Source organism: Streptomyces sp. NPDC045701, from assembly GCF_056432045.1.
The window spans coordinates 263,189-275,168 of record NZ_JBWKJV010000001.1 but is presented as its reverse complement, the minus strand read 5'-3'; the positions used below and the strand labels follow the sequence as shown (position 1 = coordinate 275,168).

The following is an 11,980-nucleotide window of genomic DNA, read 5'->3' as shown; positions in this document are numbered from 1 at the left end:
TGGGTTTGCTCACTCCCGGCCGGGGTAACCCCGCCGTCGCGGTCAGTGACCGCCGACCGGGTCGAGCACCTCGTCGGGAGCCTCGTCCCGGACCCGCAGGCAGGCCACCCACGAGGGCAGCATCCAGTGGGTGACCAGCAGCGCGAACAGCACCGGGAACAGCGCGCCGCCCTCGAAGCGGACCCCTCCGAGCCATGTCGCCGCCCCGGCGCCGGCCGCGCCGGCGAACAGCAGCCCCAGGGTGATCCGGTGGGCGAGCGACCGGACCCGGTCCCGCTCGGCGTACTGGCGCTCGTCCAGCATCCGGCCGCGCAGCTGCAACAGCCCGTGGGTGGCGCCGTTGATCACGCCCATGGCCACGCACCAGGGCACGACCACGGCCAGCAGGCCGAACGGCATCCACCGTGGACCGGCGTGCACGCTGCCGAGCCAGAGCACCACCCCCGCGGCGGTGAGCGCGACGTGCGCCGCGACCCAGCCGCGGCGGCGCGCGGCGGTGCGGCTCATGGCCCGCGCCTCGGACCTGTTCATGATCGCGTACATCCGCCGGTCGTGGCGCGTGGCGGTGGTGGTGCTGGTCACTGCTTCCTCCCGTGTACCCCGTAGACCTCGTCGGTGAGCGGCTGGAACGGCTCCAGGGAGAACAGCGCCTCCACCGGCAGCCCGAAGTAACGGGCCGCCTTCAACGCCAGGTCGAGGCTGGGGTTGTACTGCCCCCGCTCGATGTAGCCGATGGTCTGGTAGTGCACCCCCAGGGCGTCGGCGAGCGCCTGGCGCGTCACCTTCCGCTCCGCCCTGACCACGGCCAGCCTGTTGTGCACCTGCTCACTCATGTATAAGAAGTACTACATCTCGTAGTGATTTCGCAATGATCCGAATGGATGACCGGTCCGGGCGTCGCTCCCCGCCCCGGCCCGTCGTCGACCTAGGGTGCGTCCATGCGCAGCAGCGACGACCGCGTCTACCTCGCCCCCGTCGACCACCTGCGAGCCGTCGCCGCCGTGCTCGTCGTGCTGTACCACGGGTGCCAGCTGCTCAGCGCGCGCATCGAGGGGCGCCGCTTCGTCCCCGCGACCGACTGGCTGTACTCGGAGAACCCGGCCGCCACGCTCGTCTTCGAAGGCCACACGGGCGTGGCCCTGTTCATGGTCCTGTCCGGCTTCATCTTCACCGTCGGCGCGTACGGCAAGCCGGTCCGCTACGGCCGGTTCCTCACCAACCGCCTGCTGCGCGTCTACCCGCTCTACCTGGTCGTCGCCCTGCTCGGCCTGGCCACCCAGGTCGCCCTGCCCACGTTCCAGGACCTGCTGCGGATCCTGACCTTCGCGACGCCGGCTCAGCCGTACGGGGGCGTCTTCTGGACGCTGTGCGTGGAGATGCAGTTCTACCTGGTCTTCCCGCTGCTGTGCCGGCTCCTCGCCGACCGCGGGCCGGGCGCCCTGCTGCGGCTGCTGGCGGCGGTGGCGGTGCTGCGGGCGCTGGTGTGGCTGAGCAGCCCGGCGCCCGAACCGCACACGGCGTCGCTCTACCTGGGCCTGGCGGGGCGGATCGACCAGTTCCTGCTCGGGATGCTGGCCGCCTGGGTGTACGTGCACCACCGCGACCGCCTGCGGGCCCGGTGGCTGCCGCCGGTGGCCCTGACCCTGGCGACGGGCCTGCTGTGGTCGTTCAACCAGGTGCACGGATTCGTCTCGGACAGCCCGCTGAAGCTGGCGTGGAGCGGCGTCGAGGGCGCGGTGTGGGCGCTGGTGGTGGCGGCGTACGTGGCCGGCGCCCGGGAGGGGCCCGGCGGGTGGCTCTCACGGGCCGCCGCCCGGCTCGGCGAGGTCAGCTTCTCCGTGTACCTGACGCACTTCATGGTGCTGACGGTGACCGGCGAGTACGTGATCGGCGCGTACGGCTGGTTCCCCGGCGCCCTGCCGCCGGTGTGGGCCGCCTTCGCCGTGACGCTGCTGGTGGCCCTGCCGCTGACGGTCGCCGTGTCGTTCGGCACGTACCACGCCATCGAGCTGCCGTTCCTGCGGCTGCGGCGGCCGTACCTCGGCCCGGTGCCCCCGGCGGAAACACCTCGCCCCCGGCAGCGGGAGAGCTACCGGGGGCGGTGAGACGGCTGTGCGTCAGATCAGGCCGAGACCGCGGACCGCGTCGCGCTCCTCGGCGAGCTCCTGCACCGAGGCGTCGATGCGGGTGCGGGAGAACTCGTTGATGTCCAGGCCCTGGACGATCTCGTACGTGCCGTTCTCGCAGGTGACCGGGAAGGACGAGATGAGGCCCTCGGGGACGCCGTAGGAGCCGTCCGACGGGATGCCCATGGAGGTCCAGTCGCCCTCGGCGGTGCCGTTGACCCAGGTGTGGACGTGGTCGATCGCGGCGTTCGCGGCCGAGGCGGCCGAGGAGGCGCCACGGGCCTCGATGATCGCCGCGCCGCGCTTGGCGACGGTCGGGATGAACTCGTCGGCCAGCCACTGCTGGTCGGCCACGACCTCGGCGGCGTTCTTGCCCGCGATCTCCGCGTGGAAGATGTCCGGGTACTGGGTGGCCGAGTGGTTGCCCCAGATGGTCAGACGCTTGATGTCGGAGACGGCGGCACCGGTCTTCGCGGCCAGCTGCGAGATCGCGCGGTTGTGGTCCAGGCGGGTCATCGCGGTGAAGCGCTCGGCCGGTACGTCCGGCGCGGCGGCCTGCGCGATGAGCGCGTTGGTGTTGGCCGGGTTGCCGACGACGAGGACCTTGATGTCGTCCGCCGCGTTGTCGTTGATGGCCTTGCCCTGCGGCTTGAAGATGCCGCCGTTGGCCTCCAGCAGGTCACCGCGCTCCATGCCCTTGGTGCGCGGGCGGGCGCCCACGAGGAGGGCGACGTTGGCGCCGTCGAAGGCGACGTTCGGGTCGTCGGTGATCTCGATGCCGCGCAGCAGCGGGAAGGCGCAGTCGTCGAGCTCCATGGCGGTGCCCTCGGCGGCCTTGAGGCCCTGCGGGATCTCCAGGAGGCGCAGCTTGACCGGCACGTCGGCGCCGAGCAGGTGGCCGGAGGCGATGCGGAAGAGCAGCGCGTAACCGATCTGGCCGGCCGCGCCGGTCACGGTGACATTCACGGGAGTGCGAGTCATGGCGATCTCCGTAAGACAGCTGGCGGTGGGGGTCCCTGCCCCTGGTGCTGGACATCCCCTGTGATCGATCGGTGTCTCGACGTGAAGAGATATCCAGCGGTCAGGCTATCCGACCCGGGCCACCGGGAACCCCCGCCCCCTTGTGTCGCGGCTCACGGCTCCCGCGCCTCACCGCGGCCGCGTACAGCCCTCGGTGCCGTCGGCCAGGGTGGCGCACGCCTTCGGCTCGGCGCCGTCGGCGGCCGCGACCATGGGCGTGTACGCGTCCTTGTCGATCTTCACGGCGCCGTTCTGCGCCGCGCCGCCCGCGCTGATCGTGACCTTGTCACCCGCCACCGCCTGTGAGATACGGGCCCAGGCGGCTCCGCACGTCTCGCTGTAGCGGACCTCGACCTTGGTGGCGCCGACCGTCGCGGAGGACGTCGTGGTGGCGTACTCGCCGCCGCAGCCCATGGCCTCGGGGTCCTGGCCCGTACAGTCGTCGCCGCTGCACTTCACCCCGGCGGGCAGCGGCTTCGGGGCGCTGCTGCTCGGTACCGCCGCCGGTGACCGGGCGACGTCCTTGGCGGGGCCGTCGTCGCCGCCGAGGCCGCTCAGCAGGACGGCGGCGGCGACCACCAGCAGGACGCCGACGACACCGGCCACGACCATGGCGGCCTTCCGCCCGCCCGCGCCCCCGCCCTGCTTGGCCGACGGCGCCGGAACCGGCGCGGGCCCGGCCGCGGGGGCCGCGGGGCCCCGGCGGGCGGGCCCGTTGGGGCCGCCGTCGGGCGGTATGACGGACAGCCGCCCGGAGCCCGGCTCGGGCGCCGGGGCGGCCTTCACCCGCGAGGAGCCGTCGGCCGCCGGTCCGGCGGTGCCGCCGAACTCTCCGAGAGCCGCGCGCGCCTGGGAGATCCGGATGGCCTCCATCGTCATGTCGTGGCGCATCTCGGCGCGGCTCCAGGCGCGCTCCGCGAGCTCCCACATGGTCGTGAGGTGCACCGGGTTGGTCCCGGTCACCTCGGCCAGCGCGACGATCGCCCCCTTGGGTGCGAGAAGCCGCCCGTTCAGATAGCGCTCCCACGACGTCTTGCTGTACCCGGTGCGGTCCGAGACCGCGGCGATGCTCAGACCGCTGCGGTCAACCAGCCGGCGCAGCTGACTCGCGAACTCCTTGACCTGCGGGTCGAGTTCCTCCGGTAGCGCCTTCCAACGAGGCATTGCCTCCCCCTTGTCCCCCCGTACGTGCCTGATGTGCTCCCCCGCGCTGCGTGCCCCCTGACGCTTCCCGGAGGGTCACCGGGGTCTCACCCAGGTGCCACCGAGAGGGATGCGCGGAGCCAGGATGACGGTTCCTGAAGCGGGGGCGCGCGGGCGCGGTCCGAACATGGGCGTGCCCCCTCACGCGCCCCTGTCCCGACTGCCGCCCCAGTTTCGCATCCGTTGCGGGTCGATCACACCATGCCGGAATGGTCACCTCCGTGCCACAGGCCCCGGACATGTCTTGATCCACGTTGGCGCGTGCATGACCCTCTTACGCAGGTCACGGCGCCCGTCCTGCTCGGGGGAGAGGATGGGCGCCGGGGCCCGGCCGGTGCGGTGCCGGCCACGCCCCACGTGCCGCGACTCACACGCGCGGCCCGCGTCCGGCGCGGCTCACGTACCGCCGGACCTCGTCGGCGGCGCGGTTCACATGGGCGCGACGCCCATGGACAGCATCCGCTTCTGCACGGCGGTGTCGAGGACGTCCAGGAACTGCTCCGTGGTCAGCCACGGGTGGTCCGGCGAGATCAGCCCGGCCAGGTCCCTGGTCATCCGCCCGCCCTCGACCGTCTCGACGCAGACCTCCTCCAGGGTCCGCGCGAACCGCGTCACGTCCGGAGTGCCGTCCAGGGTGCCCCGGTGGGCGAGGCCACGGGTCCAGGCGAAGACCGAGGCGACCGGATTCGTCGAGGTCGACCTCCCCTGCTGGTGCCTGCGGTAGTGGCGGGTGACCGTGCCGTGCGCGGGTTCCGCCACGACGGTCCGGCCGTCGGGCGACATCAGTACGGAGGTCATCAGCCCCGGCGAGCCGAAGCACTGCGCCACCACGTCCGCGTGGACGTCACCGTCGTAGTTCTTGCAGGCCCAGACGTAGCCGCCCTCCCGCCGCAGGGCCGAGGCCGCCATGTCGTCGATGAGGCGGTGCTCGTACGTCAGGCCCGCGGCGTCGAAGGCGGCCGTGAACTCGGTGTCGAAGACCTCCTGGAAGAGGTCCTTGAAGCGTCCGTCGTACTTCTTCAGCACCGTGTTCTTCGTCGACAGCAGGACCGGGTAGCCCCGGGCCAGGCCGTAGCGGAAGGAGGCGCGCGCGAAGTCGCGCACCGACGCGTCGAGGTTGTACATCGACAGCGCGACTCCCGCGCCCGGGAACTCGTACACCTCGAGCTCGACCGGGTCGGAGCCGTCCTCCGGGGTGAAGGTCATGCTCAGCGTGCCGGGGCCGGGGACCTTGAGCTCGGTGGCCCGGTACTGGTCGCCGAAGGTGTGACGGCCGACGACGACCGGCTCGGTCCAGCCCGGCACGAGCCGCGGCACGTTGGCCATGATGACCGGCTCGCGGAAGGTCACTCCCCCGACGACGTCGCGGAGGGTGTCTTCCGGCGAGCGGTACATCGCCTTCAGGGAGAACTCCTCCACGCGCGCCCGGTCCGGCGCGATCGTGGCGCACTTGACGCCGACGCCGTACTCCGCGACGGCGTCGGCGGCGTCGGCGGTCACCCGGTCCCGTGTGGCGTCGCGGTGCTGGATGCCCAGGTCGAAGTACTTCAGGTCGACGTCGAGGTACGGCAGGACCAGCCGGTCCTTGATGAACCGCCAGACGATGCGGGCCATCTCGTCGCCGTCGAGCTCGACGACGGGCTGGGCAACCTTGATCTTGGACATGAGGCGGTACGTCCCTCTCGCGCGGCGACGACATGGCTCTCGTCGTCACTCACCGTAGGTCGCGAAGGCGTACGCCGCCCCTCGACGCGCGGCGCGGCCGGCCGGGCCCCCCGGGGGCCAGGGAGTGTCCGGGACGTATCGCCGAGCGCGCGTGCGGGGGGCCGCGGGCCCGGCGGGACCTCGCGGACACCCCCTAGCGGACCGCGAACCGGACGGCGTCCTCCAGGAAGGGGATCTCCAGCCAGGGGTCGGGCTGGGTCATCAGCGAGAGGAGCACGATGCCGGCGCCGAGCACGCCGTACGCGGCCATGTCGGTGAAGCGGGACCGGACGGCGAGCATCCCCACGGAGGGCAGGGTGCGCCGCAGGGCGGCACCGGTGAGCAGGGCGAGGCCGATGAGCATCGCGCCGATGCGGGACGCCTGCGGGAAGGGGTCGAACCCGACGACCAGCAGACCGAGGGCGGTCACCCCGAGCACGGTGAGCAGCGGCCACTGCCGTGCGGGCGCCGGCGCGTCCCCCGGCGCGGCCCGTCCGCCGCCCTCCGGCCGCGCGGTGTCCCGCGTGACGGTGGGCGGCCGCCGCGACCCCGAGGACGCCCGGCGCGGTTCCTCCCGCCCGGCCGCACCCCCCGGCGGGGCGTCGCCCTGGTGGGCGGGGGTGGCGTCCGGGGCGTCGCCCTGGTGGGCGGGGGCGTCCTTCGGAGCGTCCGCCCCCGGGCCGACCCCGCCTGCGGGCATACCCGCCGGGACCGGCCCGCCGGTCGAGGCGTCCGGGGCGGGCCCGGCGTCCGGGGCGCCCGGCCCGGGGGAACCCGCCTGGGCGTCCGGCCCGGGAGCGCCCGCCTGGGCGTCCGGCGCCTCGGGCGCGGTGCCCGGGCCGGAGGTCCCGGGACCGGCCGGCCGGCTCGGGGTGGCGGACTCGTCGTTCGCCCGTACGCCCATGGGGTCGCCCTCTCCGGTCCGGCTCAGCTCGCGGCGGCGGCGCGCTCGGCCGCCTCGACGACGTTGACCAGCAGCTGCGCCCGCGTCATCGGACCGACGCCGCCCGGGTTCGGGGCGCGCCACCCGGCGACCTCGTTCACGCCCGGGTGCACATCCCCCATGATCTTGCCGCTCTCGTCACGGCTGACGCCCACGTCCAGCACGGCGGCGCCGGGCTTGACGTCCTCGGGCTTGATCAGGTGCGGCACGCCCGCCGCGGCCACGATGATGTCGGCCCGCCGCAGGTGCGCGGCGAGGTCCCGCGTACCGGTGTGGACCTGCGTGACGGTGGCGTTCTCGGACTTGCGGGTGAGCAGCAGCGGCATCGGGCGCCCGATGGTCGTGCCCCGGCCGACGACCACGACCTCCGCGCCGGCGATCTCCACGCCGTGCGCCCGCAGCAGCGTGATGATGCCGTTCGGGGTGCACGGCAGCGGGGCGGGCTCGTTGAGTACCAGGCGCCCCAGGTTCATCGGGTGCAGGCCGTCCGCGTCCTTGGACGGGTCCATCAGCTCCAGGATGCGGTTCTCGTCGATGCCCTTGGGCAGCGGGAGCTGCACGATGTAGCCGGTGCAGGCCGGGTCGTCGTTCAGCTCACGGACGACCTCCTCGATCTCCTCCTGCGAGGCGGTGGCGGGGAGTTGGCGCTGGATGGAGGCGATCCCCACCTCCGCGCAGTCGCGGTGCTTGCCCGCGACGTACTTCTGGCTGCCCGGGTCGTCACCGACCAGGATGGTGCCGAGGCCGGGGGTGATGCCCTGGGCCTTGAGGTCCGCCACGCGGGCGGTCAGGTCGGACTTGATCGCGGCGGCGGTGGCCTTGCCATCGAGAATCTGGGCGGTCATGTGCCCATCCTCGCGGATGACCCCTCCCCGGTTCCAATTCGCGTCCGCGCCGCCACGGCCCGGCGCCCTCCCGACTGGACAAGGGTGGGCGCCACGACCACGATGATCGGCGCAATGCCGCGGGCAGTGCCGGGGGGGCAGAACCGCTCAAAGCATATGACGTTCCTCCGCGCGGCCGCGCCGCCCCGATTCCGACGGAGGAACCCCCCATGAGCTTCGGCGACCCCCACAACCCCTATGGGCAGCCGCAGGGTCAGCAGCCCTACGGCCAGCAGCCGCCCTACGGCGGCCAACCGCCCTACGCCCAGCCCGGCTACGGCTACCCGCAGGCGCCCCAGGGCATACCCCCGCAGGGCGCGCCCCAGCAGTTCGGCTACCCGCAGCAGCCCCAGCCGTACGGCGCCTACCCGCCGCCCGGTATGCCGGGCCTGGGCGGTATGCCGCCGTACGCCCACTGGGGCCGGCGCGTCGGCGCGTACCTGCTCGACATGCTGATCATCCTCGGCCCGATCTACGCCACCGTCGGCATCAGCGCCGCCACCAGCTCCACCGGTGAGCCCAGCGCCGGGGTGTTCGTCAGTCTCTTCGGCTTCCTCTACACCGTCGGCATGGCCATCTTCCAGCTCTACCGGGAGGGCAGCACCGGCCAGACGATCGGCAAGAAGGCCCTGGGCATCAGCCTGGTGCGGGAGGCCGACGGCCGCCCGATCGGCTTCGGCATGGCGTTCGTCCGCAAGCTCGCCCACTTCCTGGACAGCATCGCCTGCTACCTCGGCTGGCTGTGGCCGCTGTGGGACGACAAGAAGCAGACCTTCGCCGACAAGGTGTGCAACACCGTCGTGTTCAAGATCAAGTGATCGCCCGTCCGGCGGGCGCCGGCACCGGCGCCCGCGGCCGAGGTTGCACTTGCACAACGCCTTGTCATCCGACTGGACAAGAAGTCGACGATACGACGACGATGATCGGCGCAGTGCCGCGGGCAGTGCCGGGGGGCAAAACCGCTCAAATTACATGAAGTTCCTCCGCGCGGGCCGCGCCGTTCCCGCACATCAACGGAGGAAACTCGCCATGAGCTTCGGCGACCCCAACAACCCCTACGGGCAGCAGCCCCAGGGCCAGCCCCAGCAGCCCGGTTACGGCTATCCGCAGCAGGCCCCCCAGGGCGTGCCGCCCCAGCAGGGTTACGGCTACCCGCAGCAGCCGGGCCAGCAGCCCGGTCAGCCCTATGGCGCTTACCCGCAGGCGCCGGGCACGCTCCAGGCCAGCAACGGCTACATCAACGTGCCGGGCCTCGGCACCGTCGAGATAGCCAGCATGGGCCGCCGGCTGGGCGCCCGTCTCATCGACGGCGCCATCATCGGTGTCGTCTACGGCATCCTCATGGCGGTCGGCTTCGCCGGCATCTTCGGCGCCGCCCAGGAGGCGGCCGACAAGTGCGACCCGAGCTCGCCGCTGTACGAGAGCTGCGTCGAGGCGAGCATCCAGGAGAGCAGCGGCGGCATGTTGGCCGGCCTCATGACGATGTTCGCGCTCGTCGGTCTGATCACCCTGCTCTACGAGTGGCTGCTGATCTCCTTCGTCGGCGCCACGCTCGGCAAGATGGCGGTCGGCCTGCGGGTCGTGAAGGAGAAGACGGGCGGCAAGCCCGGCGTCGGCGCCGGCTTCATCCGGTGGATCATTCCGCAGGTCGGTGCGCTGCTGTGCGGTATCGGCGCCCTGCTCGTGTACCTCTCCCCCTTCTTCGACAACTCCGGGAAGACGCAGGGCTGGCACGACCGTGCCGCCGGCACCCTGGTCGTCAAGAAGTAGGTCCGCCGGGCCGTCGCCCGATAACGGCGAAGGCCGCGCCCCGAGTGGGGGCGCGGCCTTCGCCGTTCGGACGTCCGGTTCCGGAGCTTCCGGGGCCCGGGTGCGCGTCAGTGGAAGAAGTGGCGCGTACCGGTGAAGTACATCGTCACGCCGGCCTTCTTCGCGGCCTCGACGACCAGCTCGTCCCGGACCGAACCGCCGGGCTGCACCACGGCCTTGACGCCCGCCGCGGTGAGGATCTCCAGGCCGTCGGGGAACGGGAAGAACGCGTCGGACGCGGCGTACGCGCCACGGGCCCGCTCCTCGCCGGCACGCTCGACGGCCAGCTTGGCGCTGTCGACGCGGTTGACCTGGCCCATGCCGACACCGACGCTCGCGCCGTCCTTGGCGAGCAGGATCGCGTTGGACTTGACGGCGCGGCAGGCCCGCCAGGCGAAGGCCAGCTCGGCCAGCTCCTCGGCGGAGAGGGCCTCACCGGTGGCGAGGGTCCAGTTGGCCGGGTCGTCGCCGTCGGCCTGGAGGCGGTCGGTGACCTGGAGCAGCGCGCCGCCGTCGATGGGCTTCACCTCGACGGGGTTGGCGGGGGCGCCGGGGGCGCGCAGCACGCGGATGTTCTTCTTGCGGGCCAGGACCTCGACCGCGCCGTCCTCGTAGCCCGGCGCGACGATGACCTCGGTGAAGATGTCCGCCACCTGCTCGGCCATCGCCACGGAGACCGGGCGGTTGACGGCGATGACGCCGCCGAACGCCGACAGCGGGTCGCAGGCGTGGGCCTTGCGGTGCGCCTCGGCGACGTCGGCGCCGACCGCGATGCCGCACGGGTTGGCATGCTTGATGATCGCGACGCACGGCTCGTCGTGGTCGTACGCGGCCCGGCGCGCGGCGTCGGTGTCGGTGTAGTTGTTGTACGACATCTCCTTGCCGTGCAGCTGCTCCGCCTCGGCGAGGCCACCCGTGCCGTCGACGTACAGCGCGGCGCCCTGGTGCGGGTTCTCGCCGTAGCGCAGGACGTTCCCACGGGCGTACGTCGCACCCAGGAAGTCCGGGAGGCCGCTGTCGTCGGCCGCCGCGTACTCGTCGGCGAACCAGGACGCCACGGCCACGTCGTACGCGGCGGTGTGCTGGAACGCCTCGGCGGCCAGACGCTTGCGGGCGGTCAGGTCGAAGCCGCCCGACTTCACGGCGTCCAGGACGTCGCCGTAGCGGGCCGGGGAGGTGACGACCGCGACGGACGGGTGGTTCTTGGCGGCGGCGCGGACCATGGAGGGGCCGCCGATGTCGATCTGCTCGACGCACTCGTCGGGGCCGGCGCCGGAGGCGACCGTCTCGCGGAACGGGTACAGGTTCACCACGACCAGCTCGAACGGCTCCACGCCCAGCTCGGCGAGCTGCTCACGGTGCGCGTCCAGGCGCAGGTCGGCGAGGATCCCGGCGTGCACGCGCGGGTGCAGGGTCTTGACGCGGCCGTCCAGGCACTCGGGGAAGCCGGTCAGCTCCTCCACCTTGGTGACCGGGACACCGGCCGCGGCGATCCTCGCGGCGGTGGAGCCGGTGGAGACCAGCTCGACACCGTTCTCGTGCAGCCCGCGGGCGAGCTCCTCCAGCCCCGTCTTGTCGTAGACACTGATCAACGCGCGACGGATGGGCTTATTCACCGACATGAACCTTTCGTCCCTCAATGCGGTAGCCGTGCCGGGCCAGACGCCCCACGACCTCGACGAGCAGCGAGCGCTCGACTTCCTTGATGCGCTCGTGGAGGGCGGCTTCGCCCTCCTCCGTGTCCTCTTCCACCACCTCGACCACGCCCTGGGCGATGATCGGGCCGGTGTCGACGCCGTCGTCGACGAAGTGGACGGTGCACCCGGTGACCTTCACGCCGTGCGCGAGCGCGTCCCGCACTCCATGGGCACCGGGAAAACTGGGCAGCAGGGCCGGGTGCGTGTTGACGATCCGGCCACCGAACCGGGCCAGGAACTCGCGGCCCAGGATCTTCATGAACCCGGCCGACACCACGAGGTCCGGCTCGTACGCGGCGGTCGCCTCCGTCAGCGCGTGGTCCCACTCGTCGCGGGTGGCGTGGTCCTTGACCCGGCAGACGAAGGTGGGCAGCCCGGCCCGCTCGGCCCGCTCCAGACCGGCGATGCCGTCGCGGTCGGCCCCGACCGCGACGATCGCGGCCCCGAAGCCTCGGGGGTCGTCACCGATGGCGTCGAGCAGAGCTTGCAGGTTCGTGCCGGATCCGGAGATCAGGACGACGAGGCGGGCGGGAGCCACGGGGAAACCCTCTTCGCGTTGGCTTTGTGTGGTCGTACGAATGAATCGGGCCCCTC

The 11,980-nt window shown here is 72.3% G+C and carries 12 protein-coding genes; 3 read left to right on the top strand and 9 right to left on the bottom strand.

Features of this window, described 5'->3' with window-relative positions; genetic code table 11:
• Window positions 1-42 precede the first annotated feature (42 nt).
• The gene (locus AC07DW_RS01390; protein WP_478855544.1) at window positions 43-582 is read right to left on the bottom strand and encodes a hypothetical protein; all 540 of its coding nucleotides are present in this window, start codon (window positions 580-582) and stop codon (window positions 43-45) included.
• Window positions 579-833 (bottom strand): helix-turn-helix transcriptional regulator, encoded by a 255-nt coding sequence (locus tag AC07DW_RS01385; protein WP_478855543.1) that lies wholly within the window; start codon window positions 831-833, stop codon window positions 579-581. The genes AC07DW_RS01390 and AC07DW_RS01385 overlap by 4 nt, the downstream gene beginning before the upstream one ends.
• A 105-nt stretch (window positions 834-938) precedes the next feature.
• On the opposite strand from AC07DW_RS01385, the gene AC07DW_RS01380 reads away from it, so the two are divergent.
• Window positions 939-2,105, top strand: coding sequence for an acyltransferase family protein (locus AC07DW_RS01380; protein ID WP_478855542.1), 1,167 nt, complete (start codon window positions 939-941; stop codon window positions 2,103-2,105).
• A gap of 12 nt (window positions 2,106-2,117) precedes the next feature.
• On the opposite strand, the gene AC07DW_RS01375 is transcribed toward AC07DW_RS01380, so the two are convergent.
• The 5 genes from AC07DW_RS01375 to AC07DW_RS01355 all read right to left on the bottom strand — a co-directional run bounded on the left by AC07DW_RS01375 (window position 2,118) and on the right by AC07DW_RS01355 (window position 7,841).
• Window positions 2,118-3,107 carry a malate dehydrogenase gene (locus AC07DW_RS01375; protein ID WP_478855541.1) on the bottom strand — a complete coding sequence of 330 codons (990 nt, stop codon included), beginning with the start codon at window positions 3,105-3,107 and terminating at the stop codon, window positions 2,118-2,120.
• Between the two features lie 168 nt (window positions 3,108-3,275).
• The gene (locus tag AC07DW_RS01370; RefSeq protein WP_478855540.1) at window positions 3,276-4,310 is read right to left on the bottom strand and encodes an XRE family transcriptional regulator; all 1,035 of its coding nucleotides are present in this window, start codon (window positions 4,308-4,310) and stop codon (window positions 3,276-3,278) included.
• A 468-nt stretch (window positions 4,311-4,778) separates the two neighbouring features.
• The gene (locus tag AC07DW_RS01365; RefSeq protein ID WP_478855539.1) at window positions 4,779-6,014 is read right to left on the bottom strand and encodes an NADP-dependent isocitrate dehydrogenase; all 1,236 of its coding nucleotides are present in this window, start codon (window positions 6,012-6,014) and stop codon (window positions 4,779-4,781) included.
• A gap of 193 nt (window positions 6,015-6,207) precedes the next feature.
• A complete protein-coding gene (locus AC07DW_RS01360; RefSeq protein ID WP_478855538.1) occupies window positions 6,208-6,957 on the bottom strand; it encodes a DUF3017 domain-containing protein in 750 nt (249 codons plus the stop codon).
• A gap of 23 nt (window positions 6,958-6,980) precedes the next feature.
• Window positions 6,981-7,841 (bottom strand): bifunctional methylenetetrahydrofolate dehydrogenase/methenyltetrahydrofolate cyclohydrolase, encoded by an 861-nt coding sequence (locus AC07DW_RS01355; protein WP_478855537.1) that lies wholly within the window; start codon window positions 7,839-7,841, stop codon window positions 6,981-6,983.
• Window positions 7,842-8,050: 209 nt separating this feature from the next.
• Between AC07DW_RS01355 and AC07DW_RS01350 the strand changes: the two genes are divergently transcribed.
• Together AC07DW_RS01350 and AC07DW_RS01345 are read left to right on the top strand one after the other, a co-directional pair.
• A complete protein-coding gene (locus AC07DW_RS01350) occupies window positions 8,051-8,698 on the top strand; it encodes an RDD family protein (RefSeq protein ID WP_478855536.1) in 648 nt (215 codons plus the stop codon).
• 211 nt (window positions 8,699-8,909) lie between these two features.
• Entirely contained in the window at window positions 8,910-9,650 is a 741-nt protein-coding gene (locus AC07DW_RS01345) for an RDD family protein (RefSeq protein WP_478855535.1), read from the top strand.
• 107 nt (window positions 9,651-9,757) lie between these two features.
• On the opposite strand, the gene purH is transcribed toward AC07DW_RS01345, so the two are convergent.
• Both purH and purN read right to left on the bottom strand, forming a co-directional pair.
• On the bottom strand, window positions 9,758-11,311 hold the full coding sequence (purH, locus tag AC07DW_RS01340) for a bifunctional phosphoribosylaminoimidazolecarboxamide formyltransferase/IMP cyclohydrolase (RefSeq protein ID WP_478855534.1): 1,554 nt from the start codon (window positions 11,309-11,311) through the stop codon (window positions 9,758-9,760).
• Window positions 11,298-11,924, bottom strand: a complete 627-nt coding sequence (gene purN, locus AC07DW_RS01335; protein WP_478855533.1) for a phosphoribosylglycinamide formyltransferase — start codon at window positions 11,922-11,924, stop codon at window positions 11,298-11,300. The genes purH and purN overlap by 14 nt, the downstream gene beginning before the upstream one ends.
• Window positions 11,925-11,980: the final 56 nt, after the last annotated feature.